The following is a 23113-nucleotide window of genomic DNA, read 5'->3' on the forward strand; positions in this document are numbered from 1 at the left end:
AAACAATGTTCCGCCGTCGCCACGAATCATCCATGTGAACTCACAGTTGCACCGCCGTTAGCTCCCTAGAATGGGAGGCGTGACGCAGTCATCGCCTGACCCTCGGCGCAGTGAAGTCCTCGCCGCGCTCTCGCTCGCCATTGATCTGGGGCTGGGGCAACCGATGGAACACATGCTGCGGTCCTCCCTGCTGGCGCTGCGGATCGCCGGCGCAGCGGGAGTCGACGCCGCCGGCCAGGGCAGGATCTACTACGCCAATCTGCTGGCCTGGATCGGCTGCCACGCGGACTCCTTCGAGCTGGCCGCGCTGTTCACGGACGACATTGCCTTCCGCGCCGACTATTACACCCGCGACCAGCGTGGCCTGCCCATGTATGCCGGCATGTTCGGCCATGCCGGCGCCGGCCTACCGCCGCTCGCCAGGCTGGGACAGTGGACGCGGTTCGCCACGACCGGCAACTCAGCTGTCCGGAAGCTGATCTCCTCGCACTGCGTCTCCGCCGGGGTTTTGGCCAGCAGGGTGGGGCTGGACGACGGCGTGGCAGCGCTGCTCGCCCACACCTTCGAGCGCTGGGACGGCAAAGGGCTGCCGGAAGGCGTCAATGGGCCGGAGATCCCGCTGGAGATGCGCATCACGCATCTTGCTGATACTGCGGAGGTATTCCTGCGGGGGGAAGGGCTGGCCGGTGCGGTGGCTATGGTCCGGTCCCGCCGGGGGAGCCAATTCGATCCGGCACTGGCTGAGCTGTTCATCGATCAGGCCGAGACGCTTACCGAAGGACTCCTCGATATCGACTGCTGGCAGGTGGCCTTGGACGTGGCTCCCGACGACGGCACGCTGTCCGGTGTTCAGTTGGACTCCGTGCTTCGTGCGATTGGCGACTTCGCCGACCTCAAGTCTCCCTACACGGCGGGCCACTCGCGCGGAGTGGCGGTCCTCGTGGCCCACGCAGCCGAGGAGTACGGGCTGCCGCCTGCCGACGCCGTAGAGCTCAGGCGCGCAGGATGGGTACACGACCTGGGCCGGCTGGGTGTGTCCAACCAGGTGTGGGATAAGAAGGAGCCGCTCTCCCGCCTGGACCTCGAACGCGTGCGCATGCATCCATATCTGGGAGAGCGGATCCTGAGTCGCGTTCCCGGGCTGAAGGGCGTGGCCGCCCTGGCCGGCTCCCACCACGAACGTCTCGATGGCTCGGGCTATCCACGTGGGATCGGCGGAACGGAACTGGGGATGAAGCAGCGACTCCTGGCGGCAGCGGACGCGTACCAGTCTTCCCTCGAGCCACGTCCGCACCGGCCTGCGCTCGGTCCGACTGATGCGGCGGCAAGGCTTCGGCGCGAAGTCTCAGCCGGCAGGCACAGCCTGGAAGCAGCGGAAGCCGTGCTCGTGGCGGCCGGCCAGCAGCCCCGCCGTCAGCGTGCGTTTCCGGCCGGTCTCACCTCCCGGGAAGTGGAAATCCTCGGCATGCTGTGCCGCGGGATGAATCCGGCCGAGATAGCCGCCAGCCTATTTCTCGCCCGCAAGACCGTACGCAACCACGTGGAGCACATCTACACCAAGATCGGTGCAAGCAACCGGGTAGGCGCCACACTGTTCGCGATGGCGCACGGTCTGACCGAGCAAGGGACCCCGCCCAGGTAGCAGATTCGGCGCCTAGGTCGGCATACTCCTGCCGGTAGCATTGGAGGGCCGATTACCCGGGGACAGTTGCTGCGAAGGGTAGGCATGGATCGAGTGAGTCTTGATCAGATCAATCAGAGGATTCTTGCGGAGCTCACCAAGAACGCCCGCGAGAGCCATGCCGAGCTGGCCACCAAAGTTCTCCTGTCGAGGAACGCAGTCCGGCAACGGGTCGAACGGATGGAACGCCAGGGGCATATCCAGGGGTTACAAACACCGTGACGGCCATGACGCTGTCCAGTCTCATCAGGCGCGGCACGCGCTAGCTCGCCCCGCCGAAGGGCATGCCGTCAAACCGGTAGTCGGAGGAATCGTTGATCATGACGCCTCCCGCTTCGATTTGTCGGGCTGCGTCCATGGCCCTGGCAAGGGAGTCGGTGAATATGCCGGCATGAAGGCTGAATTCGATGGCATTGGCGAATTCGATGGCATTGGCGACTTCAATGGCCTCCTCGAAGGTGTTGAATCTGCGCAGCATGACCACCGGCCCGAATACTTCTTCCTTCCTCTGTCCATCTAGGGATCTCCATGCCGATTCGACATGACCCCCTCCTTCGTTATTGCGTTCAACATACGCATGACGAAATGTTCTTGATGACCAAATTGCTGTTCTGTGTTACTTTCATCACTACCGCTGCTGCACAGCTTCGAAGCCGCCTGTCCCCTAAAGAGGGACGCGTACATACCTTTCGCATCACGACCTGTCCACTCACCTGGGAGAAACCATGGAACCCTTAGCACCAGTCCGGCTGGAACCACAGCCCATTACTCCCGCGTCCGCTGATTCCGGGCTCCGGCGGTCCATGGGGCCGCGGCATCTGGTCATGATCGCCATGGGCGGGGTGATCGGCTCCGGCCTGTTCCTGAGCTCGGGCTACACCATCTCCCAGGCAGGGCCGCTCGGAGCGGTCATCGCCTACCTCATCGGCGCCTTTGTTGTGTATCTGGTGATGGCCTGCCTCGGTGAACTTGCCATTGCCTATCCGGTCTCAGGTTCCTTCCATATCTACGCGGCGAGGTCGATCGGGCCGGCCACCGGATTCACCACAGCCTGGCTCTACTGGCTCTGCTGGGCAGTTGCCATTGGATCGGAGTTCACTGCCTCCGGTCTCCTGATGCAACGCTGGTTCCCGGGCGTTGACGTCTGGGTATGGTGCCTCATCTTCGCCTCGATCCTCTTCGGTCTGAACGCAGTTTCTTCGAAGTTCTTCGGCGAATCCGAGTTCTGGTTTGCCATCGTCAAGGTGGGCGCCATCGTGGTCCTGATCGTTTTCGGCGGCGCTGCGCTGTTCGGCTTCCACCCGCTCAGCGAGGGGGCCAGTCATCCCTTCATGTTTGAGAACTTCAACACCTCCGGCGGCCTCTTCCCCAACGGCTTCACCGGTGTCCTCGTCACCGCACTTGCCGTGTTCTACGCCTTCTCTGGCTCGGAACTCATCGGTGTGGCAGCGGGCGAGACAACTGACCCCGCCACCAGCATCCCCAAAGCGATGCGCAGCACAGTCATCCGCCTCCTGATCTTCTTCGTCGGGGCCATCGCTGTCATTGCCGCCACCATCCCGTTCGACCAGGTCGGACTGGACGAAAGCCCGTTCGTTACCGTCTTCTCATCCATCGGCATTCCATTTGCCGCCGACGTCATGAACTTCGTCATCATCACCGCGCTGCTCTCCGCCGGAAACAGCGGTCTTTTCTCCTGCGCCCGGATGCTTTACTCCCTTGCAGATGAGGGGCAGGCCCCCCGGGCACTGAAAAAGCTGACCCGGCGCGGCATCCCCATGGTCGCGCTCTCCGTCAGCATGGTGGGCGGCCTGGCATCACTCATCAGCAGTGTCGTTGCGCCCGAAACTGTGTACCTGGCGCTCGTTTCGGTGGCAGGATTCGCCGTCGTCGGAGTCTGGATGTCCATCACCGCCTCGCACTTCTTCCACAGGAGGGCCTTCGTCAAGAACGGCGGCGATGTTGCTGCACTTCCCTACAAGGCCCCGCTGTTTCCGCTCGTGCCGATCCTGGCCTTTTCGCTCTGTCTCATTTCGCTCATCGGCATCGCCTATGACCCGAACCAGGTGGCGGCCCTCTACTTTGGACTCACTTTTGTCGCGGCCTGCTACGCCTTCTACTACTTCAGGTACGGTCGGAAAGCGCGCACCAACCAGGCCTCCTGACGCCATCATCACTTGACGGCTACTCAGCTTGGTGGCCGGGGCTTTCGTCCCCGGCCACCAAGCCGTGAAGGCATGTGAGAATAGGCGTAGTTATCGGCCGGAAGGAGCATGGAGCGTGGATTCCTCCTCGGAAGCGTCGTCCATGGCCCAAGGACTTCGGATTGTTCGGCTGGTCGCAGACCGGGAGAAGTGGGGCCGGCGGCTTCTCGGCGTTTCCCAGCTCGCAGCCGAGCTGGAGATGGAGCAAAGCCGCGTCTCCCGTCTGACCCAGGAATTGTGCGAGTTGGGGCTGCTGGAACGTGTCGACCGCGGCCCCTTCCGAGCCGGCCCACGTTTTTTCAGCCTGGCCGCATCGTTGAATACCGGCTGGGTCCGAGAATCCAGGACCGAACTTGAGGCTTTGGCGGCTTCTTTCGGCCTTAGATCCAGGCTCTCCGTCCGCGAGGGCTTCCGCGTCATTCTCCTGCGGGCCTCCAGCAATGACGCAGTCCCCGGCAGCTTCGTGAAACCCGGCATGGTGACGCCCGTCTGGTGTACGGGGTCCGGCCGGGCGTTGCTTTGGGACGAAGATGAGCCAGCCGTTCAAGCCCTCCTTGAGGACGTTAACTTCATTGGCGTCGGCGGTCCCGGGGCGGCCCATTCGCCCCAGGGAGTCGCCGAACTGATGGAGCGGGACAGGGAAAGGGGCTGCATTGTCGCAGAGGAAGAATTTGAGCACGGAGTCTCCGAACTGGCCGTTCCCGTCCGGGGCGCTGATGGCTCCATTCTTGCCGCGCTCAGCGTCCTGGGGGGCCGGGCCGAGATCCAGTCCGGCACTGTCGATATTGCAAGGGCCCTCACGGCAGCAGGTGAACGGCTGGGACGGTACGAGGGCCGCGCCAGGGACGGCGCGGGCCGGAAAGGTCTTGCAGGCTAGGGCCGGTTTTGCGGACCGGCGTGACCCAGTGTCGACTCGAGCCACTTTCCCCATGACACGAGAGCCTTGGCGCTGGGCTCCAGCCGCGGCTCCAGGCGTGTCTTGGCGCCGACAACCTGCAGCGCTGCCACCACGTCGCCCTTAAAGTCACGTATCGGCACAGCCAGGGAATACAGTCCCGGCTCGGCTTCCTCGTCCACGATGGAGTACCCCCGCACCCGGGCCGTGCGCAGTCGTGACAGGAAGTCCTCGACGTCGACGGGTGTATTGGGGCCGTGACGCACGAAGGCGACGTCGGAAAAGATAGTCCGGACCTCGTCGTCGGACTCTTCCCACAGCAGTGCCTGGCCGGCATCGCTGCAGTAGGCCGGGTAGGGGCGGCCCAGCCACGAACCGACCATGTTGCTGCTGGCTGGAACACGCTCGCCGACGGTGACCGTGCTGTCCCCGCTCAGGACGCCAAGGAAACATCCTTCATCAGTCTCAGCCGCCAGGCCTTCCAGCGCGGTCACACCGTCAGACTGCAGCCGTTGCTGTGTCAATTGCTGGGCGTCCGTAAGGAGCGACCAGTCCAGGGTGTAGTACCGATCCCTGCGTGCCAGGAACCCCTCCTGCTGGGCGGTCCGCAGGCTGCGAGAAACCTGGCTGCGGTCTTTGCCAAGATCGGCAGCAATATCAGCGACCGTTCCTCCGGGCAGGCCTTCCGCGTTGCGGGAGCCGGCCGCCAGGACGGCCGTGATTCCCCGGCCCATGCTGGATGTCTTTGGCATGGGTCCGATTCTAGCCACTCGGTGGATGCTTCTTAGTGGATGGCGAAGACCCGAGCCGGAAAACCGCTGCCTCCCTGGGGCTTGGGCCAGCTGGCAATGAGTACCGCGCCCGCTTCCGGAAGTCCTTCCAAGTTGGCCATGAGCTCAATTTGCCACCGGTTTTGCGCCAAGATGTAGGTCTCCAGGCTGAAATCCTGCCGGGACGTGGCAAGCCCCGGGTCTGTGTCCGTCTGTTCATGGCCGACGGCAGTAACCGACCGCTCCTCAACCAGGAAGGAGAGAACCTCCTGCGACCAGCCCGGCGTGTGGCTGACGCCGTCGTCGTCCCTGTTGGCCATGGCGCCGGCGTCGGGCCATCGGTGACTCCACCCTGTCCGCAACGCGACAAAGGCCCCGGGCGCGATGGCACCATTGCGGTCTTCCCATGCCTGAACGTCCTCCAACGTGGGGGTAGCGTCCGCATTTGAAGTGACGCGCCCCGTGATGTCCAGGACGACCAGCGGAAGGACCATCTCCTCCACAGGAATCTGGTCCAGGGTCCGCCCGCCGGAGGCAAAGTGTGAGGGAGGATCAACGTGTGTTCCCCATTGGCCGATGATCGAATACCGGTGAGCGGTGAAACCGTCGCCTTTCTCCAAGTCGAATACCGTCTCCCTGACTTCGTCGGGGAACGCCGGGAAGTGCGGCTGGCCGGGGTGGAAGGCGTGCGTCAGGTCAGTAAATGACCTGCCGGCAAGAAGCGGCTGCAGGCCGTCCCAAAGTCCGCTTGTGGTTTCAATCATGATGCGGCCTGGCTTTCAAAGACTGCCGGCAGGGCAGTGTTGGAGACGCTCATCGGCCCCGTCAGCTCGATGACCGGCACCTCCCAGGGATGGATGTCAACGATGTGCTCCAGGAAGCGTTGCACCGCAGCGTCATCGAGTGCAGCATCGAAATACGTTGTGAAGACGAAGGTCGGTGAGATCGTCTCCTGGCCTACCGCCCCCAAGGTAGGGGTCGCACCTTCAGCGCATGTGAATCCCTCGAAACCCACACCGGATTCGAAGACATGTCTGTAGTTGCCGAAATCCCCCAGGTCTGGGGATCCAGATAAAGCCTGAAGCAGGGCCACGATGCCCGCTTCGTCCTTGAATGCTTCTGCATCGCCCTTTGCGAGTCGCGAGAAGGTTTCCGAGGCTATGGGCCAATGGACGCGCAGCTTACGCACTGCCTTCATTTCAATCTTCAAGGAAGCCTCTTCCTGATCGGCGTGCAATAGTGTGGTGCATGTCATGCTGGCATAGAGTTATGATCATTACAAGCATTAGAAGTTGCTTATAGCGCATACTCTTGAATAGAAGACCGAACCGCTTGGAGCCCTAAACGATGCCAAGTAACACCAAGCTCTCCCGCCTGCTCGACGCCGGAGCGGACCTGATAGTGGACGGCGCCCTCGCTACTGAGCTTGAAGCGCACGGCTGCAATCTGGAAGACGCTTTGTGGTCCGCCAAAGTCCTGCTGGAACAGCCCCAACTCGTCAAACGCGTTCACCGTGATTACTTCCGCGCCGGGGCAAACGTGGCCATCACGGCCAGCTATCAGGCGACACCCCTGGGATTTGCCCGGCGCGGCATCACTGAGGAAGCGGCCTTGGAACGGGTGGCACTAAGTGTGCGGCTGGCCGACGAAGCGCGCCGAGAGCACCTGATCGAACACCCCGAAGCTGGCCCCCTGCTGATTGCGGGTTCTGTCGGGCCCTATGGCGCATACCTCGCGGATGGGTCGGAATACCGGGGCGATTACATCCTTAGCCGAAACGAGTTTTTGGAGTTCCACAGGCCTCGGATCGCAGCGCTGGTGGAAGCGGGAGTGGACCTTCTTGCGTGCGAAACGCTCCCGTCATTGCCGGAGGCCGAGGCCCTGCTGGCGCTGATAAAGGAGTTCGACGTCGAAAGCTGGCTCTCCTTCACGCTCCGGGACGGAGGGCACATCAGTGACGGTACGCCGCTGGCCCAGGTGGCAAGGCTCTGTGGGGATCAGCCACTCGTGGCGGCGGTCGGAGTGAATTGCGTGCCACTGGAGTTGGTCTCCCCGGCACTGGACGCTTTGGGCAATGCCACCGATATGCCCCTCATCGCCTATCCAAATTCGGGCGAAACTTATGACGCAGTCACCAAAATGTGGGGGCCGGCCGCAGCCGGGGACAGCCCCGCCGGCCCCGGTAGCCAGCAGCCCGAAAGCCTCGCGGCAGGAGCCGCCGTCTGGCGTGGACTTGGTGCCCGGCTCATAGGCGGGTGCTGCCGGACGACCCCGGATGATATTGCCGCCGTGGCCAGGCCGTCAGAAAATCCCTTGCCTCGGGGGGGCATGAACTGTCTTAGGTGGCTCCCACGCTAACCAGTTTAGGTACTACGCCGGATCGGCGAACGGCCCTCAAAGGAGCTCCTCGAAAACGAGCTGCCCAATGCGTGCGATGAGGGCGTTGCTGGTCACCGCTGCCGGATTGCTCGTCCGGGTCATCACGGCGAGCGTTAGGGGAGCACGCGCATCCTTCCACACGGCGCCAGCGTCATTCACGACTCCGTAACCGCCGGCCCCGGTCTTGTCAGCGAGTTCAGAGCCAGGGGGGACGGCAGCCCCAAGCCGCTTTCCTGCGGTTGCGTTGCGGAGCATCCAGCAGCGAAGACGGGCCTGCCCGAGAGTATTCAGTGCGTTGCCGAGCAGGAGGGCCTCGTAGAGTTTGTGGATGTCAGACGGCGTGCTGGTATCGCGAAGGTCCCCGGGAAGGGACTCATTGAGCTCCGGCTCCCACCGGTCGAGACGGGTGGACTGCGCACCGAGCGTCCGCGCATATGCGCCTATCTCCCCGGGACCTCCGATGAGTTCGAGCAGGAGATTGCCAGCAGTGTTGTCGCTGAAACGCAGTGCAGCGTCGGCGAGTTCCTCGACGCTCATGTCCCGATCCTCGTCGGCAGCGCAAATTAAGGAGTTCTCGACAATCTGATCGTCACGGAACAGAATACGGCGCTTCCAGAACTCGTCGTCGTATGCGTGGTCGCGCAGCAGCCGGGCGACAGCGAGCGGCTTGAAAAGGGAGCACATCGGGAACGCGTCACCGCCTCGATACGTGTAGGAGCTTTGTCCTGGTTGACCCGCGGCAATCCCGATGGTGACGCCGGTCGCCGATTCGAGGTCGGCGAGTGCCCGGTCGAGACGCCGATGGACGTTCCCCGTCACGGGTGGCTTGCCGCCTGCGGATATCAGGCTTCCTGTGCCGGTTAGGGACGTTGCGAGTAGTTGGCTTGCGCCGAACACGAGGATCCCGCGGCGGGTCGGGTCGAAGGGCAGGTTTTGCGGATGGGCTACGTGAAATGGATTCATGAGGCCAGTCTGAGGGGCAGGGTGTGATGCGTTCAAAGCCGAAAATGACGAGATTAATGCATTTACCGCATAATTGTGGAATGGATGTCCTCAGTGGAGCGCGTGCGTTCGTCGCCGTCGCTCATCGGCGAAGCTTCTCGGCCGCCGCGCATGACGAGCGGACCACCCAGCCCGTAGTAAGCCGGCGAGTCGCCGCACTCGAGGCCCAACTCGGCGGGGCGCTGCTCGAACGGAGCACGCGCCAGGTGAGTCTCACCCCGATGGGCGCGGCACTTCTGGGACATGCTCAGGGGCTTCTGGGCGCCGAACGCTCGCTCCTCGATGCGGCAGCATCCCATCTTCGGGGCGCGATCCGCCTTCTCGTACCAGGCGACCTAAATCCCGCCCGGTGGGCAGCCCTTCGCCTGCGTGCGCTCGGGGCGGGCGCCGACGTCGAGATCGAGGAAAACGACCGGGAGCGGCGTTCCTTGCGGTTCCGACTGGGGGAGGTGGATGCCGCCATCCTCCCGGTCGAGACCGCACGGGCCGATTGGATAGTGCCGCTGGGCCTCGCGCAAGCCACCGATCGGATCAGGCCGCTTACACTTGCGGTTCTGCGTCCGACCAGGGCCCTGGGGCCGCGCGCGGCTTCGCGTATTGCCGTCCTGGAAGAGGACGCATCCGCCCAACTTATGTCCGTTGCACGAGCAGCAGCTGCGGAATCCGGGCTGGCTGCGCATCAGGTGTACGCGTCCGCAAGCGTCGTCAGCGCGCTCACCGGTGCGCTGGCAGGCGACGACTGGGTCCTCTGCGCCCGGGATCAGGCCGCAGCGTGGGGTCTGCAATGGTTCGGGCTGCGCGAGTTGGATGTAGCACGTGCGTATCGGCTTGAGTCGCGCACTCCAGACGGCGGGAAGCTGTTCAATACGGCCCTTCGGCGGGAAATCGCTGCGGCGCTCGGCGTCGTCAGTCTGGACCAGCCGTGACCGTCCCGGCGGACAGCAGCAGTGCGCGGGCGAGCGCTCTGCGCCGAGCAGCGCACGTTCTCGAGACTGCCGGACTGTCAGGGTCCCTCCTCGTGCGTCACCTCGGCACTGGGCAGGAGCTCGCGCTTGACCCTGATCGGCCCTTCCCGTTGGCGTCCATCGCCAAGTTGCCACTCGCAGCGGCCGCGCTCCACGCCGCGCAACGGGGTGATCTCGACCTGAGCACGCCGGTTCGCATCGATGACGCGAGCCGATCTCAGGGCGGTCCCGGCATAGCCCGCTTTACTTACCCGGCTACGATCGCCGTAGGGGACCTCATCCGGCTTGCGATAGAGATCAGCGACAACACGGCCGCAGATGCGATTTTCCGCATCGTCTCCCCGCGCGATGTCACCGAATGGCTTCAGGCCCTCGGGACGAGCGGCATCGTCCTGCGTCATCCGATTGGCGAACTTTATGCCTCCCTCGCGACCCAAACTGTAACCCGGGACGTCGCCACGGTGCACTCGCTCGTCGTCTCCGCTGACAAACAAGGGCACCCCTCTCCGCTGCCGCAACTGGACATCGAGCGCGCTAACGCCGGCACCGCGCGTGGGCTTGCCGACCTTCTGCAAAAGATTTGGGACGGAGACATCGAGGACGCGGTGGCGGCACCTCTGCGCGACATGCTCGCCGCAAACGTCTTCCGGCATCGCCTCGCACCGGACTTCTCAGCCGATACTTCAACCTGGTATTCGAAAACGGGTTCGTTCGTCCACCTCCGTCACGAAGCGGGCGTCGTCGAACATGAAGGCGGGGAAGTCCTGGTTGTCGTTGCACTCACCCGCAGTCGGGTGCCGGCTCTCGCCCAGCCGTCAGCGGAGCAGGCGATGGGTTATGCTGCGCGCATTCTCCACGATGAACTCGTTTAGCAATGCTCCAGCTGGCCTCAGCGCTTCTGTGTCCTGGGCCGCGCAGGGCCAGGCATGTAACGTGTGCTGTCCGCGATCAGGCGGGCATCGGCTCCGCGCTCGCGGTGCCGCCAAGCGCGCCTGCAACAGGCGATTCCGCCACCCGCACAATCACCAGCGCCTCCGGATCCAGCAGCCTGCGAGTGCCGGTTCGAGAGTCCAGGATCCAAAATAGATCCAGCCGGGGGACGACGTCGGTCACCCGGCCCTGGTGGAACAGCTTCCCGTTGTGCCACGCCTCGATGTAGTCGCCAGTTTGAAGCTGGACGGTTTGTACCCCTTGAGTTTCCATGTGAGCCGCCTCCTGCTCGTTGTGTCCCAGTAAAGCCAGCATGCCCCGGTGAGATTGCAGTGGTGTTTCGGCGAAGTGATTTTCACGTGTCCGCGGCGACCTGTCAGGGAAACCCTGGTCAGGGCTGAAAAGTGGTCAGCAATATTCGTGAGTTCGACTGTCCTCTGCATAGACTCGCCGCATGACTGAGAGCCGGATAGCGATCGACTGGGATTGCAGCGGAGTAGACGAAGCGGCGGGCCAAAACCGGAATGCGAGGATAAGTGCATGGCAGACATCATTGAGTTCCTTGAAGCGCGAATCAATGAAGCGGAGTCCGCTGCCCGGCAACAATTGAGCGGCGGGGAACCGGGCACCGGAGTCACGGGGTGGTGTGATCCGGGCCGGGTCCTGGCGGAATGCGCTGCCAAACGGAAGATCCTGGGTAACGTCCCGTTGGTGGCCGACGTTCCCACCGAGACCGGCGGTACCAGTGAGTATGTCCTGATGTGCCTGGCTTCGGTCCACCAGGACCATCCGGACTATGAGGAAGGTTGGGCAGTCGACGGATTGTAGACGGCCCGGGAGGCTGTTGGGCGGCTCCATTGTCAACCGGATCTTCTCGTGTTATTACCTATGTATCGGCGGTCTCCGAGGCAGTTTGATAGGAGTCCAGATGGATACACAGTCGATCTTCACATTCGTTGGCGGCTATGTGGCAACTGCGGTGACGGTGTTCCTGTTGTACTCGCCGGTGTTGTTTCTTTTCGTTCTCCTGCTGCTTGTTGGCGGCGTTCTGCAGCTCATGGCTTGGCCATTCATCGTCCTGATCCGCAGACTGCGCAGGCCGGGAAAGTTCGACGGCGAATCAGATTCGAGCTGGCTTCTCCACTGACCCATCTGCCCCTCAACGGCGGCACTGGACAGGTGTCACTCAGGCGCGCCGACGACCACCTGCGCCGGGCTGTGAATGATGTAGCCGTTGAGCCAGGAAAACAGTGCACGGACCTTCTGCTGGAATCCGGACAGGAGGGCCAGATGCACCAGGAGCCAGGAGACGAAAGCCAATGACCCCTGGAGTTGGATGCGCTTGCGTCCGATCTCGGCCACGGCGGCGCCCCGCCCGATCATCGCCATGTATCCCTTGTCGAAGTAGTGGAAAGCCTGGCGGGTACCGCCGTTGATGTCCGCGTGGATGTTGCGGGCGGCCCACTTTCCTGCCTGCTGGGCCACAGAACCAAGCTGTGGCAGTTTGGCTCCGGTCGAATCCGTAATGTTGGCCGCGTCGCCGATGACGTACACGCCGTCGACGTCGGGGGCGGTCAGGTCCGGGCGGACGTCGATGCGCCCGCCTTTGCCCTGGGCCAGGCCCGAGTTGGCAATGAGGTTGCCAGCCTTCAGGCCGCCCGCCCAGACGACCAGCCGGCTAGGTATGTCCGTCCCGTCGGCCAGCGTCACGCCGTCGGGACGGACTTCGGTGACGCCGACCCCCATGTGCATCTGGACCCCGATCCTGGCCAGGCGGCGCCTGGTGTAGTCCTGGGACTTTGACGAAAAGGTGTTCAGTACGGACGGGACCATGTCCACCAGATGCACCCGGCAGCGGTCCGCGAGCTCCGGAGAGAAGAACTTGGTGACTACAAATTTGATGTTTTCCGCGAGGGCTCCTGCTGTCTCCACGCCTGTCGGACCGCCGCCGACGACGACCATGTCCACGGAGCCACTGGGCTCCCGGTCAGCCTGGTCCAGCAGACGGGTCAGGCTGGAACCGAGCCTGGTGGCGTCGGTGACCGAATACAACGGGAAGGCATGTTCCTCGGCGCCTGGCGTGTTGAAGAAGTTCGGAACGGCGCCCACCGCAATCACCAGGGTTTGGGCCTGGAGGGTATCGCCGTCGTCCGTGGTGACGGTGCGCTTGGCTACATCCACCGCTGCCACGTTGGCGGTGGTAACCTTCACGCGCCGGATTCGGCGGAAAATGGATCGAAGGGGGCGGGCAATGGCCGACACTCCGATCTGTGACGTGGCTACCTGGTAAAGGAGCGGCTGGAACTGGTGGTAGCTGTTCGCGTCGATGAGCAGCACATCCACGCCTTTACGGCCAAGTTCCTTGGCTGCCGTCAAGCCCGCAAATCCGGCCCCGACCACGATGACCTGATGGGTATCCTCCATTCGAGAAACGTACTCCACGACGGGTCCGGGCAACAGTGCCAGGGAATGCAGTGGCACCTCCGGTGAAATGAAGGGACCTGGGCGGACATATGTGGACTACCGGCGAGGGCTGGCAAAACCAGGGGAGATCCGGCTGAGTCGGGGTTCGATGATGTTGTTCCACAGGGGAAGCCAGAACAGTATTCCTGCGGTGCTGATGAGCAGGGACCCGGCAACATCGGTCGGGTAGTGGACACCCAGGTACAGCCGCGACAAACCCACCGTGGCGGCGAAAATACTGCCGACGACGGCGGTGGCCGCACGCTGCGTCGGTGTGCTGGCGAGGACCAGGACGGAGCCCAAGACCAGCGCGGCCGCGAATGATGTGTGACCGCTGGGAAAGCTGTCGGACCCGTTTTCCGGGATGAGTGCGTGTGTTAATGCTCCCGGGGGCCGGAGCCGGGCCACCGCGATCTTTCCGATTTCCGAGGACAGCCACCCGGCAGCAACCGTGGAACCGAACGCCAAAGCGGTCAGCGGCCGGTGCAGCCCGAACATGAGGATCAGGCACACAAGGGCCAGGATGGCGACGTTGCCCGCCGGGGAGAGCGCATCGTTGATGATCGTGGCGAGAGTGGTCAGGGCCGGGCTGCGGCCGTGGCTGAGGCTTACATCCACATCAAGGTCCGGGCCAGGTGAACCGAAGTTTTTCGCCAGAATCCCCATCGACAGTGTGATGAAGAGCAGGACCATGGATACGGGCAGCAGCCACCAGGAGCGCCACGGCAGGCGCCGGCCAGGGGTGCTTGAAAGGCGATGCTTCAATCGTTGTTCCTTACGGGAGGACGTCTAGCCGCCCGGGTTGGCGGTCTGGCAGGTCTGGTCGTTGGCCGTCTGGGCGACGGCGCCGGGGGCCGGGGTGGGCGGTGCCGGCCTCGTTCCGGTCGCGAAGTCTTTACCGGCGTAGAGCTGCACGCCCTGGATGCCGGCTGCCTGCTGAACGCTGGCGGGCGGGAGTCCGAACAGGGCGGCGATGTCAGCGGCAACGTCGTCGAAGCCGGGGCCGTAGTAGACCATGGTCTGCGCCCGGGGCTGGGCCTGGACCCGGGTAAGTTTCGTGAAACCGGCCCCGCTGATCAGCGCCCCGATCTCGCCGGTCCGGCCGGCCACGCCGGTTCCGTTGGCGATGGTGACGGGCTGGATTGCCTTGTCATAGCTTGGTTTTGCGGCCGCCGTTGTGGACGGGTCCGTGGAAGGGGGCGCAGCGGGGGCGGCCTGGGTTAGGTCGGCGCTGCGGCGCAGGGCCGCAAAGAGGTCCTTGGCCGCGGGTTCGTCAAGGTCCAGCCGGTTGGGATCCGAAGCCGCCGGGACGGTCGGTACGGTGATGAAGTTGACCTTTGCCGGGTCGATGTTCTTAAGCCGGCCGGCGAGCGTCAGCAGCGCCGGAACCGAGGCCAAGCCATCATCGACCGTCAGGTTCTTCGTCATCGTATCGGCAATACCCAGCACCTTCTGCGGATCGCCCAGGGTCCCGTCGGCCTTCAGTTTCCGGGTGAGGGAGGCCAGGAACGACTGTTGGGCCTGGATTCGGCCCAGGTCTCCACCGTTGGCGAAGCCGTGGCGGGTGCGCAGGAAGGCCAGGGCCTGGTCGCCCTGGACCAGGGAGGTCCCCTTGGGCAGGTGGAGTCCTGATTCGGGATCGGAGACGGCGGCGTTGACGCATACCTCGACGCCGCCGACGGCATTGGAGAGTTCCTTTACGGCGTTGAAGTCCGCCATCATGAAGTGGTCTACTTGCATCCCGGTGAGCTTGTTCACCGTGTCCACGGCACACCCGATGCCGGCGTCGGCCATGGCGCTGTTGATCATCACGTTTGGCCGCGCATCATGTTGCTGGTTCGTGGCGGGGTCCTTGCAGGCCGGGACGTCGACGAGCAGATCCCGCGGGAAACTGATGACGTTGACGTTGTTGTTGTCGGCGGAAATGTCCAGCAGCATCATCACATCGGAATGCCCGTACCCTGACGACTGGTCGGCGGTGCCGTATTGTCCGTCCTTCCCGCTCCTTGTATCACTGCCCAGGACGAGGATCTGGATCCGGTCTTTGCTGTCATCAACGGGCCCTTCCGTCCGGAGACCGCCGGCTCCGAGAGCAGAGGTGGTGATGTTGGACTTGAGACGCCAGACCCAGTATCCGCCGAAAGCGAGGACGCACAGCAGCAGCGCGGCGGCGGCGGCGCCGGTGATCTTGAGCCAGCGGCGCCCATGGCGGCCCGGGTGTTTGCGGCTGCTGTCAACCAGCGTGCCCTGTCCCGGGTAGGGCACGGACGCGCCGGACTTGGGGACGGGAATATATTGACGATCAGGCAAGGGGGATACCTCTCCGCGTTTCGGATCCGCTCATGCTACTTACGGTTGCTGGGAACTTGCTTAAGGTCCGTCGCTTGACGCTTTCTCGCCCTTCCACATATCCTGAACGAACGGTCGGTAAATAATGCGGTCCGCCGAAAGCCTTTGCATAGGAGCAACCATGGCAGCGCAGAATCTGCAGTCAGTGCCCGATGGGCTATCCCCGGAAGACCTCGCAGCTGCAGCAGAAGCAGCCCAGCGCGACGCGGACGGCCAGGTGAACTTTGACCGTGTGATGGCGGAGGATTCGCGGATCGAGCCGCGGGACTGGATGCCGGATGCCTACCGCAAGACCCTCCTGCGACAGATATCCCAGCACGCCCACTCCGAAATCATTGGCATGCAGCCGGAAGCCAACTGGATCTCCCGCGCCCCCAGCCTGAAGCGCAAGGCCATCCTGATGGCCAAGGTCCAGGACGAGGCCGGCCACGGGCTGTACCTCTACTCCGCTGCCGAGACCCTGGGTCAGTCCCGGGACAGGATGATGGCCGACCTTATCGCCGGCAAAGCAAGGTACTCGAGCATCTTCAACTACCCGGCCCTGACCTGGGCGGACATGGGCGCAATCGGCTGGCTTGTGGACGGGGCCGCCATCTGCAACCAGGTGCCCCTGTGCCGCGCCTCCTACGGCCCCTACGGCCGCGCGATGGTCCGCATCTGCAAGGAGGAGTCCTTCCACCAGCGCCAGGGTTTCGAGATCCTGCTGGAACTCGCCAACGGCACCCCGGGGCAGAGGCAGATGGCCCAGGACGCGGTAAACCGCTGGTACGCGCCGGCCCTGATGATGTTCGGCCCGCCGGATGACGATTCGCCCAACTCCCGCCAGTCCATGGCCTGGAACATCAAGCGCTTCAGTAACGATGAACTCCGCAGCCGCTTCGTGGGAATGATGGTGGAGCAGGTCCGCGTGCTGGGCCTGACCCTCCCGGACAGTCAGGTCCGCTTCAACGAGGAGACCAAAAAGTGGGAGCACGGCCCGTTGGACTGGAACGAATTCAAGGAAGTCCTGGCCGGCCGCGGCCCCTGCAACGCCCAGCGGCTGGAACGTCGCCGTGAAGCGCACGACGACGGCGCCTGGGTCCGCGAGGCAGCTGCGGTTTACGCGGACAAACAGCGAGCAAAACAGCAGAAGGAATACGCAGCATGAGTCCGCACGGCAACCCGGAAGTTCCGGCAAGCTCCGCCGGGGAGCTAAACAGCACGGCGGCCAAGGTCCCGGCAGGCGCCCCCACTCCGGAGGCGGCTTCCACCGAAGCAACAGCAGCAGCAAAGGACCGGAACGCCTGGGGCCTCTGGGAGGTCTTCGTCCGGTCCAGCCGGGGCCTCAGCCACGTCCACGCCGGATCCCTCCATGCACCGGACGCCGCCATGGCACTGCGTAACGCCCGCGACCTTTACACCCGCCGCAACGAAGGCGTGTCCATCTGGGTGGTCCCGGCCGACGCCATCGCCGCCAGCGATCCTGACTCCAAGGGCGCGTTCTTCGAGTCCCCGCAGGGCAAGGACTACCGGCACGCCACGTACTACACCAAGAGCGAAGGGGTGAAGCACCTGTGAGCGACTCGAGCGCCTCCGCCACCCGCATCACGCCCGGCAATGCCCTCCGCCCGGAGGACATCGCCTTGGAGGTCCGCACCGGCCTTGCCAGCCCCAGCGAGGACGTGGCAGAGTACGCCCTCCGCCTGGGCGACGACGCCCTGATCCTGGCCCAGCGCCTGGGCCACTGGATCTCCCGGGGCCCTGAGCTGGAGGAGGACGTGGCCCTGGGCAATATCGCCCTGGACCAGCTGGGCCACGCCCGCTCCTTCCTCAGCTACGCAGGGGCCGCCCTCGGAGGGGAAGGGGCAGCGAAGAGCGAAGACGATCTTGCCTACTTCCGCCGCGAGCACGAGTTCCGCTCCGCCCACCTCTTCGAGCAGCCCAACGGCGACTTCGCGGTGACCATCGCCCGCCAGTTCGTGGTGAGCTACTACCAGTTCGAGCTTTACCGCCGGCTGAGCGAATCCACGGACGCTACCCTTGCCGCCATCGCCGCCAAGGCCGTGAAGGAAGTGGACTACCACCGGGACCACAGCGCCCAGTGGATCCTGCGCCTGGCCGGGGGCACGGACGAGTCGCGCCGGCGGATGATCCACGGCCTCAAGCTGGTCTGGCCCTACGTCGCCGAACTCTTCGAGGACGATGGGCTGACCACCCGCCTGGCTGGAACCGGCGCCGCCGTCGAGCCTTCAGCGCTGCGCGAGGACTTTGACCGGCTGACCGGCGAGGTCCTCGCGGAAGCCGAATTGCAGGTGCCGGAGGTTCCGGCTGCCACCGGCGGCGGGCGGCGCGGCATGCATTCCGAGCACCTGGGGTACATCCTCGCGGAGATGCAGGTGCTGGCGCGGGAGTATCCCGGAGCGAGCTGGTGACGGCCGTGGCCAGGCAGGCGCAGGAGAAGACGATCCAGGAGAAGTCACTCCGGCAGAAGGCCTGGGACATCGCCGCCATGGTATGCGATCCGGAAATCCCGGTGCTCACCATTGAGGACCTGGGAATCCTCCGCAATGTCCAGCTGTTCGACGACGGCGGCCCGGAACCGGCTGTGCAGGTCACCATCACGCCCACGTACTCGGGCTGCCCTGCCATGGATGCCATTCGTGACGACCTCAAGGCCGCGTTCACCCAGGCGGGGTACAACAATATTCAGGTGGACCTAGTGCTCGCGCCTGCCTGGACCACGGACTGGATGACGGACGCCGGCAAGGCGAAGCTGCGGGAGTACGGCATCGCCCCGCCGTCGGGCATGGCGAAAGCCGGCGGTCACTCGGGTCCCATCAGACTCACCCTCGCCGTGAAATGCCCGCAGTGCTCGTCGTTGAACACCAAGGAACTCACCCGCTTCGGCTCCACCTCCTGCAAGGCCCTTTACGTGTGCCAGGACTGCCGGGAACCGTTCGATTACTTCAAAGTCCTGTAAGGAAGGCTCATGCCCGTTGTCCGCCAGACTGCCGCCGAATCGGCGCAGGCCACCGGCCGCCGTCGTCCGTCCTTCCATACCCTGGCGGTGAAGGAGGTCCGCCGGCTGACCGAGGACGCCATCGAGGTGGCGTTCACGGTCCCCGCAGACCTGGCTGGCCAATTCGACTACCTGCCCGGCCAGTACGTAGCCCTGCGCACCACGCTGCCGGACGAGGACGGGCAACCAAAGGAAGTCCGCCGCAGCTACTCGATCTGCGCCGAGCCGCGGACCTTTGAGGACGGCAGCAGCGAGATCCGGGTGGCCGTGAAGAAGGACCTGGGCGGGCTGTTCTCCACGTGGGCCAACTCGGAGCTGAAACCGGGGGACACCCTGGATGTCATGAGCCCCATGGGCGCGTTCGTGTCCAGGCACGGCCGGGACGGCAGGGCGGTGGAGCAGAACGTCATGAGCTCGATGAACCGCCCTCAGGAACTGGCCGGAGAGCTGGCGGGGGAGCCGGGCAGCTTCGTGGCCATCGCGGCGGGCTCGGGCATCACCCCGGTGATCGCCATCGCCCGCACTCTGCTGGCCGCCAACCCGGAAACCCGATTTGACCTGATCTACGCCAACAAGGCCGCCATGGACGTCATGTTCCTGGAGGAGCTGGCAGACCTGAAGGACAAGTACCCGCAGCGGCTGGCCCTGCACCACGTGCTGTCCCGCGAGCAGCGGATCGCGCCGTTGCTCAGCGGGCGGATCGACGCCGAGAAGCTCCGCCAGCTGCTGGGCACGGCCATCCACGCGGACGATGTGGACGAGTGGTTCCTGTGCGGGCCGTTCGAGCTGGTGCAGCTGTGCCGGGACACACTGGCCGAGCGCGGCGTGAAGCCCGAGCACATCCGGTTCGAGCTGTTCACGTCAGGCAAGCCGGACCGCCCGGAGGGCCACGCCGGCCGGCCCGTACTGGTGGACGAGTCCAAGGAGACGTACAAGATCACATTCAAGCTGGACGGACTCCAGGGCGAGGTGGCCAGCCCCACGCACGCCCGCGAATCCATCCTCAACGCCGCGCTCCGCGTCCGCCCGGATGTGCCCTTCGCGTGCGCCGGCGGAGTGTGCGGCACCTGCCGGGCCAAGCTGGTCACGGGCAGCGTCACTATGGACGAGAACTATGCACTGGAGCAGGATGAATTGGACAGGGGGTACGTGCTCACTTGCCAGTCGCACCCCACGACGCCGGAAGTCACCGTCGACTTCGACGTTTAGGTCATACAGGACGCTGAACCGCACGATGAACCGGCCAGAACAGGAGCCCCATGATTTCCGTCTCCATCAGCAACGGCGTAGCCGAGGTAGTGCTGGATGCGCCGCACAAGCTGAACTCTTTGAACGAGCAGGCGCTCGCGGACCTGGGACAGGCGTACGACGACGCCGCTGACGCCGCCTCGCGGGGCGAGGTGCGGGCGCTGCTGCTGAGGGGAGAGGGCCGCGCCTTCTGCGCGGGCCGGGACATTTCCGGCGTGACGCCGGAAAGTGACGACGCCGAAGCGTACCTGGGTGGGCTGGTGCAGCCCCTGTTGAAGAAGATGAGCAACTTCCCGGCGCCGACGTTTGCCGCAGCCCACGGGGCCTGCCTGGGCGTGGGGCTGGGCCTGCTGCTGGCTACGGACGTGGTGTATGTGGCGGAGAACGCGAAGTTCGGGTCGCCGTTCGCCAAGCTGGGTGCGACGCTGGATTCCGGTGGGCACTGGTACTTCACGGAGCGGCTGGGCATGCACCGCACGCTGGACCTGATCTATACGGCGGAGCTGATGAGCGGTGCCGATGCAGTGGCGCAGGGGCTGTTCAGCCGGGCGATGCCTGCGGGGGAGTTGCTGGCGAACACCCGGGCCATCGTAGCCAAAGCGGCTGTGGGTGCCACGGGTGCCTTCAACGCCAGCAAGGAGCTCGTTGCGCACATCCGGGACCAGCGGCTGGGCCTCTGGGATGCCATGGAAGAAGAGAATGCCGAGCAGGCACGGCTCTGTAAAAGTAATGACTATGCCGAGGGATTTAGGGCATTTCAGGAGAAGCGTGAGCCGAAGTTCACCGGCTAGAGATTGCTATGTTAACGCACACATTTGTATGGTTCAGATATGACAATGGGGAAACCGATTACCAAAGCCGTTATTCCTGCCGCCGGATTGGGGACCCGGTTCCTGCCCGCCACCAAGGCCATGCCGAAGGAAATGCTGCCGGTTGTTGACCGTCCGGCTATCCAGTACGTCGTTGAGGAAGCCGTAAAGTCCGGCCTCACGGACCTGCTGATGATCACGGGGCGCAACAAGCGCTCCCTCGAAGACCACTTTGACCGCGAGCCTGGCCTGGAACGTGCCCTGGAACTGAAGGGAGACAAGGACCGCCTCGACGCCGTTCAGCATGCCTCACAACTCGGGCCCATCCACTATGTCCGCCAGGGCGAGGCCAAGGGCCTGGGCCACGCTGTTTTGTGCGCCCGCCAGCACGTGGGGAACGAGCCCTTCGCTGTACTGCTGGGCGATGACCTCATTGACGAGAGCGAGAACCTGCTCACCACCATGATGGAGGTGCAGCAGAAGACCGGCGGATCTGTCATCGCACTCATCGAGGTGGATCCGTCCCAAACCAGCGCGTATGGCTGCGCGGACATCACTGCCATTGAGGGTGAGGACTACGTCCGCGTCAACAGCCTGGTGGAGAAGCCAGCTGCGGGCACGGCACCGTCAAACCTGGCTGTGATCGGCCGGTACGTGCTGCATCCCAGGGTTTTCGGCGTGCTGGAGGAGACTGGGCCGGGGAGCGGCGGCGAGATCCAACTGACCGATGCGCTTCAGACCCTGGCCGCCAGCGATGGTGAAGGCTCCGGCGTGTACGGCGTGGTGTTCAAGGGCCGCCGGTACGACACCGGGGACAAGCTCAGCTACCTCAAGGCTGTGATCACCCTGGCCTCGGAGCGGGTGGAGTTCGGCGAGGACCTGAAGACCTGGATGAAGGGTTTCGTCAGCTAGCTGCTGTTGGCGTTTCGCAGGCCTGCCGCTGATAAGCGGCGGGCCTGTGGCCGTTTAAGGGCTTCTATCGCCAGCAGCGCTCCTATTACAGCGCCTGAGGTGTTTGTGACAACGTCCTGCGGGCTTGCGAAGCGGTCGTGAAGAAAGAGGAGCTGGCCCAGTTCGATACAACCGGAGACTATGAGGCCGAAGGCTCCGATCTGCCACCAGCGTTTTTCTGCAAAAGCCAGCGATGCCACCACGCCCAGCGGGACAAAAAGTACAACGTTGGCGGAAGCCTCGACAAATTTGTAATCGAACCAGGCCGGAATTCCATGGGCATGGAAAAACCTGAGGATTCTGGCGAGTTCACCCTGAATGGGCTGATCTACGGGGCTTGGCCAAAAGGCGACCAACGCCAAAGGGACGAACATTGCTAACAGAATTCCCCGCCAGAGCCGTCGGTTTTCTAAATGGTTCAAAAGGGCCTCAGGGCGTTCTCAGAAGGCTAACGCGGCTGTGCCGACTGCGCTGCCGCCAGGAGAGCTAAAAGGACGTAGGGGAGCGCCTTGGGGCGTGGGAGGGGTATAAAGAAATCGAACCACCATGGTGTCCTGCGCCAAAGTCTCCCCCATGGATCCATTAGATACCACGGGCTTAGTTCAAGACCACTGTTCTTGGTCTTAATACAGAGGGTGGGTGGTTCTCCAGAAGTACGGAGAACCACCCACCCTCTTTGGTTCCTGTGTGTGTTGCGGTTAGGCAGCGGCCTCGGTCTTGGCGCGGCGGCGGACTACAACTACTGATGATGCGCCGGCGGCAAGTGCACCTGCGCCGACCAGGGTCCAAAGAATCAGGCCTGCGTCAGCGCCGGTGTTCGCAAGACCAGCGCCTCCGCCCGTGTTCGGGAGGGGACCTCCACCAGTGTTGGCCAGCGCGCCGGTGCTGGCGAATGCGGGATCCACCACCACGGTGACAGGACCGACGGTGACGCCGGAGGTGTTACCCGTGGCGGAGATTGAATACGTGCCTGCGGTGCTGATGGTGAGCGGGAAAGCGAACGCGCCCTGTGCGTCAGCGGTGGCGGTGAAGGTCTGCGGTGCCAGGAACACATTGATCTTCGCTGCTACGGAGCGGCTGCCGGCGATGTTGGCGCCGGAGGCGGCGGGCGGGTTGCCCGGCGTGACGGTGATGGTGAGTGATTCGCCGGCAAGGAAGCCCTGGCCGCGAAACACGAACTGTTCGCCCGGGCCAACGGTGCCGTCAGAAACGGCTGCCTGTGGCGGAAGGGCGGGGTAAGTGGTTGCCATGGCCGGTGCTGAGCCGACCAACGCGATAGATCCTGCAAGCGCGAGTGCTGCGAGTGCTTTTTTCATTGGTGTCCCCCCGGAGACGATTAAGTTGTGGGGCACCGATTTGAGGAGGTTTTCCTCTCCGCACGAGACCTGTGCGGAAATTCCGGATATCCCAAAATGAAGCTACCACCTGCTACACAGTGGGGGCAACGACTATTCAGTCCGATTTAAATA

At 63.9% G+C, this 23113-nt stretch carries 25 protein-coding genes and 2 pseudogenes; 16 read left to right on the forward strand and 11 right to left on the reverse strand.

Going from position 1 to position 23113, the window contains the following annotated elements:
• Nucleotides 1–79 precede the first annotated feature (79 nt).
• Both J7E83_RS14375 and J7E83_RS14380 read left to right on the forward strand, forming a co-directional pair.
• Nucleotides 80–1642 (forward strand): HD domain-containing phosphohydrolase, encoded by a 1563-nt coding sequence (locus J7E83_RS14375; protein WP_311379688.1) that lies wholly within the window; start codon nt 80–82, stop codon nt 1640–1642.
• An 84-nt stretch (nt 1643–1726) separates the two neighbouring features.
• Nucleotides 1727–1888: pseudogene (locus J7E83_RS14380) on the forward strand (AsnC family transcriptional regulator); the annotation flags it as partial.
• Nucleotides 1889–1949: 61 nt separating this feature from the next.
• On the opposite strand, the pseudogene J7E83_RS14385 reads toward J7E83_RS14380, so the two are convergent.
• A pseudogene (locus J7E83_RS14385) lies at nt 1950–2186 on the reverse strand (aldehyde dehydrogenase family protein); the annotation flags it as partial.
• A gap of 220 nt (nt 2187–2406) precedes the next feature.
• Here J7E83_RS14385 and J7E83_RS14390 point away from each other — a divergent pair.
• Together J7E83_RS14390 and J7E83_RS14395 are read left to right on the forward strand one after the other, a co-directional pair.
• Entirely contained in the window at nt 2407–3846 is a 1440-nt protein-coding gene (locus J7E83_RS14390; protein WP_214963264.1) for an amino acid permease, read from the forward strand.
• A gap of 115 nt (nt 3847–3961) precedes the next feature.
• Nucleotides 3962–4762 (forward strand): IclR family transcriptional regulator C-terminal domain-containing protein, encoded by an 801-nt coding sequence (locus tag J7E83_RS14395; RefSeq protein ID WP_214963267.1) that lies wholly within the window; start codon nt 3962–3964, stop codon nt 4760–4762.
• Here J7E83_RS14395 and J7E83_RS14400 read toward each other — a convergent pair.
• Genes J7E83_RS14400 through J7E83_RS14410 form a run of 3 tightly spaced genes read right to left on the reverse strand, consistent with a single transcriptional unit; the run spans nt 4759 to nt 6805 of the window.
• Entirely contained in the window at nt 4759–5532 is a 774-nt protein-coding gene (locus J7E83_RS14400; RefSeq protein WP_214963270.1) for an IclR family transcriptional regulator, read from the reverse strand. The genes J7E83_RS14395 and J7E83_RS14400 overlap by 4 nt on opposite strands.
• 32 nt (nt 5533–5564) lie before the next feature.
• Complete coding sequence (locus tag J7E83_RS14405) at nt 5565–6314, reverse strand: cyclase family protein (RefSeq protein ID WP_214963273.1); 750 nt, start codon at nt 6312–6314, stop codon at nt 5565–5567.
• A complete protein-coding gene (locus tag J7E83_RS14410; RefSeq protein ID WP_251043891.1) occupies nt 6311–6805 on the reverse strand; it encodes a hypothetical protein in 495 nt (164 codons plus the stop codon). Before J7E83_RS14410 ends, J7E83_RS14405 begins: the two co-directional genes overlap by 4 nt.
• 92 nt (nt 6806–6897) lie before the next feature.
• Here J7E83_RS14410 and mmuM point away from each other — a divergent pair, with 92 nt between their 5' ends.
• Nucleotides 6898–7908 (forward strand): homocysteine S-methyltransferase, encoded by a 1011-nt coding sequence (gene mmuM, locus J7E83_RS14415; RefSeq protein WP_214963275.1) that lies wholly within the window; start codon nt 6898–6900, stop codon nt 7906–7908.
• A gap of 36 nt (nt 7909–7944) precedes the next feature.
• Here mmuM and bla read toward each other — a convergent pair whose 3' ends face one another.
• Complete coding sequence (bla, locus tag J7E83_RS14420; protein ID WP_214963278.1) at nt 7945–8892, reverse strand: class A beta-lactamase; 948 nt, start codon at nt 8890–8892, stop codon at nt 7945–7947.
• Nucleotides 8893–8972: 80 nt separating this feature from the next.
• Here bla and J7E83_RS14425 point away from each other — a divergent pair, with 80 nt between their 5' ends.
• Together J7E83_RS14425 and J7E83_RS14430 are read left to right on the forward strand one after the other, a co-directional pair.
• On the forward strand, nt 8973–9857 hold the full coding sequence (locus J7E83_RS14425; protein ID WP_214963281.1) for a LysR family transcriptional regulator: 885 nt from the start codon (nt 8973–8975) through the stop codon (nt 9855–9857).
• Nucleotides 9854–10768, forward strand: coding sequence for a serine hydrolase (locus tag J7E83_RS14430; RefSeq protein WP_214963284.1), 915 nt, complete (start codon nt 9854–9856; stop codon nt 10766–10768). Before J7E83_RS14425 ends, J7E83_RS14430 begins: the two co-directional genes overlap by 4 nt.
• Nucleotides 10769–10844: 76 nt before the next feature.
• On the opposite strand, the gene J7E83_RS14435 is transcribed toward J7E83_RS14430, so the two are convergent.
• Nucleotides 10845–11099: a hypothetical protein gene (locus tag J7E83_RS14435; RefSeq protein ID WP_214963287.1), complete on the reverse strand. Its 255-nt coding sequence runs from the start codon at nt 11097–11099 to the stop codon at nt 10845–10847.
• Nucleotides 11100–11366: 267 nt separating this feature from the next.
• Between J7E83_RS14435 and J7E83_RS14440 the strand changes: the two genes are divergently transcribed.
• Together J7E83_RS14440 and J7E83_RS14445 are read left to right on the forward strand one after the other, a co-directional pair.
• Nucleotides 11367–11654 carry a DUF6221 family protein gene (locus tag J7E83_RS14440; protein WP_214963290.1) on the forward strand — a complete coding sequence of 96 codons (288 nt, stop codon included), beginning with the start codon at nt 11367–11369 and terminating at the stop codon, nt 11652–11654.
• A gap of 100 nt (nt 11655–11754) precedes the next feature.
• Nucleotides 11755–11973, forward strand: a complete 219-nt coding sequence (locus J7E83_RS14445; RefSeq protein WP_214963293.1) for a hypothetical protein — start codon at nt 11755–11757, stop codon at nt 11971–11973.
• A 35-nt stretch (nt 11974–12008) separates the two neighbouring features.
• Here the strand turns inward: J7E83_RS14445 and J7E83_RS14450 are convergent, their stop codons facing one another.
• From J7E83_RS14450 to J7E83_RS14460, 3 genes are all read right to left on the reverse strand, one after another.
• Entirely contained in the window at nt 12009–13250 is a 1242-nt protein-coding gene (locus J7E83_RS14450; RefSeq protein ID WP_214963295.1) for an NAD(P)/FAD-dependent oxidoreductase, read from the reverse strand.
• A 96-nt stretch (nt 13251–13346) separates the two neighbouring features.
• Entirely contained in the window at nt 13347–14054 is a 708-nt protein-coding gene (locus J7E83_RS14455; protein WP_251043892.1) for a phosphatase PAP2 family protein, read from the reverse strand.
• 24 nt (nt 14055–14078) lie between these two features.
• Nucleotides 14079–15599, reverse strand: coding sequence for an LCP family protein (locus tag J7E83_RS14460; RefSeq protein WP_214963297.1), 1521 nt, complete (start codon nt 15597–15599; stop codon nt 14079–14081).
• 160 nt (nt 15600–15759) lie between these two features.
• On the opposite strand from J7E83_RS14460, the gene paaA reads away from it, so the two are divergent.
• The 7 genes from paaA (at nt 15760) to galU (ending at nt 21605) form a co-directional block, all read left to right on the forward strand.
• A complete protein-coding gene (gene paaA / locus J7E83_RS14465; RefSeq protein WP_214963299.1) occupies nt 15760–16785 on the forward strand; it encodes a 1,2-phenylacetyl-CoA epoxidase subunit PaaA in 1026 nt (341 codons plus the stop codon).
• The gene (gene paaB / locus J7E83_RS14470; RefSeq protein WP_214963301.1) at nt 16782–17195 is read left to right on the forward strand and encodes a 1,2-phenylacetyl-CoA epoxidase subunit PaaB; all 414 of its coding nucleotides are present in this window, start codon (nt 16782–16784) and stop codon (nt 17193–17195) included. Before paaA ends, paaB begins: the two co-directional genes overlap by 4 nt.
• Complete coding sequence (gene paaC / locus J7E83_RS14475) at nt 17192–18049, forward strand: 1,2-phenylacetyl-CoA epoxidase subunit PaaC (RefSeq protein ID WP_214963303.1); 858 nt, start codon at nt 17192–17194, stop codon at nt 18047–18049. The genes paaB and paaC overlap by 4 nt, the downstream gene beginning before the upstream one ends.
• Before the next feature lie 77 nt (nt 18050–18126).
• Nucleotides 18127–18597 carry a 1,2-phenylacetyl-CoA epoxidase subunit PaaD gene (gene paaD / locus J7E83_RS14480; RefSeq protein ID WP_214963353.1) on the forward strand — a complete coding sequence of 157 codons (471 nt, stop codon included), beginning with the start codon at nt 18127–18129 and terminating at the stop codon, nt 18595–18597.
• Nucleotides 18598–18606: 9 nt separating this feature from the next.
• Complete coding sequence (gene paaE / locus J7E83_RS14485; RefSeq protein ID WP_214963305.1) at nt 18607–19845, forward strand: 1,2-phenylacetyl-CoA epoxidase subunit PaaE; 1239 nt, start codon at nt 18607–18609, stop codon at nt 19843–19845.
• Nucleotides 19846–19895: 50 nt separating this feature from the next.
• Nucleotides 19896–20675: an enoyl-CoA hydratase/isomerase family protein gene (locus tag J7E83_RS14490; protein WP_214963308.1), complete on the forward strand. Its 780-nt coding sequence runs from the start codon at nt 19896–19898 to the stop codon at nt 20673–20675.
• Nucleotides 20676–20714: 39 nt separating this feature from the next.
• On the forward strand, nt 20715–21605 hold the full coding sequence (gene galU / locus J7E83_RS14495) for a UTP--glucose-1-phosphate uridylyltransferase GalU (protein WP_214963311.1): 891 nt from the start codon (nt 20715–20717) through the stop codon (nt 21603–21605).
• On the opposite strand, the gene J7E83_RS14500 is transcribed toward galU, so the two are convergent.
• Nucleotides 21602–22006, reverse strand: a complete 405-nt coding sequence (locus J7E83_RS14500) for a VanZ family protein (RefSeq protein ID WP_311379692.1) — start codon at nt 22004–22006, stop codon at nt 21602–21604. The two genes, galU and J7E83_RS14500, sit on opposite strands and share 4 nt — an antisense overlap.
• Before the next feature lie 336 nt (nt 22007–22342).
• Nucleotides 22343–22960 carry an LPXTG cell wall anchor domain-containing protein gene (locus tag J7E83_RS14505; protein WP_214963324.1) on the reverse strand — a complete coding sequence of 206 codons (618 nt, stop codon included), beginning with the start codon at nt 22958–22960 and terminating at the stop codon, nt 22343–22345.
• Nucleotides 22961–23113: the final 153 nt, after the last annotated feature.

This window comes from Arthrobacter sp. ISL-48 (genome assembly GCF_018613805.1).
In the GTDB taxonomy this organism is placed as follows: domain Bacteria; phylum Actinomycetota; class Actinomycetes; order Actinomycetales; family Micrococcaceae; genus Arthrobacter.

Bases quoted from the DNA above. Each gene is read 5' to 3' on its own strand.
- J7E83_RS14435 (WP_214963287.1), bottom strand. From the start codon at position 11,099: ATGGAAACTCAAGGGGTACAAACCGTCCAGCTTCAAACTGGCGACTAC.
- mmuM (WP_214963275.1), top strand. From the start codon at position 6,898: ATGCCAAGTAACACCAAGCTCTCCCGCCTGCTCGACGCCGGAGCGGAC.
- paaE (WP_214963305.1), top strand. From the start codon at position 18,607: ATGCCCGTTGTCCGCCAGACTGCCGCCGAATCGGCGCAGGCCACCGGC.
- J7E83_RS14425 (WP_214963281.1), top strand. From the start codon at position 8,973: ATGGATGTCCTCAGTGGAGCGCGTGCGTTCGTCGCCGTCGCTCATCGG.
- J7E83_RS14490 (WP_214963308.1), top strand. From the start codon at position 19,896: ATGATTTCCGTCTCCATCAGCAACGGCGTAGCCGAGGTAGTGCTGGAT.
- paaA (WP_214963299.1), top strand. From the start codon at position 15,760: ATGGCAGCGCAGAATCTGCAGTCAGTGCCCGATGGGCTATCCCCGGAA.
- galU (WP_214963311.1), top strand. From the start codon at position 20,715: ATGACAATGGGGAAACCGATTACCAAAGCCGTTATTCCTGCCGCCGGA.
- J7E83_RS14450 (WP_214963295.1), bottom strand. From the start codon at position 13,250: ATGGAGGATACCCATCAGGTCATCGTGGTCGGGGCCGGATTTGCGGGC.
- J7E83_RS14405 (WP_214963273.1), bottom strand. From the start codon at position 6,314: ATGATTGAAACCACAAGCGGACTTTGGGACGGCCTGCAGCCGCTTCTT.
- paaB (WP_214963301.1), top strand. From the start codon at position 16,782: ATGAGTCCGCACGGCAACCCGGAAGTTCCGGCAAGCTCCGCCGGGGAG.
- J7E83_RS14400 (WP_214963270.1), bottom strand. From the start codon at position 5,532: ATGCCAAAGACATCCAGCATGGGCCGGGGAATCACGGCCGTCCTGGCG.
- paaD (WP_214963353.1), top strand. From the start codon at position 18,127: ATGGTATGCGATCCGGAAATCCCGGTGCTCACCATTGAGGACCTGGGA.
- J7E83_RS14390 (WP_214963264.1), top strand. From the start codon at position 2,407: ATGGAACCCTTAGCACCAGTCCGGCTGGAACCACAGCCCATTACTCCC.
- J7E83_RS14440 (WP_214963290.1), top strand. From the start codon at position 11,367: ATGGCAGACATCATTGAGTTCCTTGAAGCGCGAATCAATGAAGCGGAG.
- J7E83_RS14410 (WP_251043891.1), bottom strand. From the start codon at position 6,805: ATGACATGCACCACACTATTGCACGCCGATCAGGAAGAGGCTTCCTTG.
- J7E83_RS14505 (WP_214963324.1), bottom strand. From the start codon at position 22,960: ATGAAAAAAGCACTCGCAGCACTCGCGCTTGCAGGATCTATCGCGTTG.
- J7E83_RS14445 (WP_214963293.1), top strand. From the start codon at position 11,755: ATGGATACACAGTCGATCTTCACATTCGTTGGCGGCTATGTGGCAACT.
- bla (WP_214963278.1), bottom strand. From the start codon at position 8,892: ATGAATCCATTTCACGTAGCCCATCCGCAAAACCTGCCCTTCGACCCG.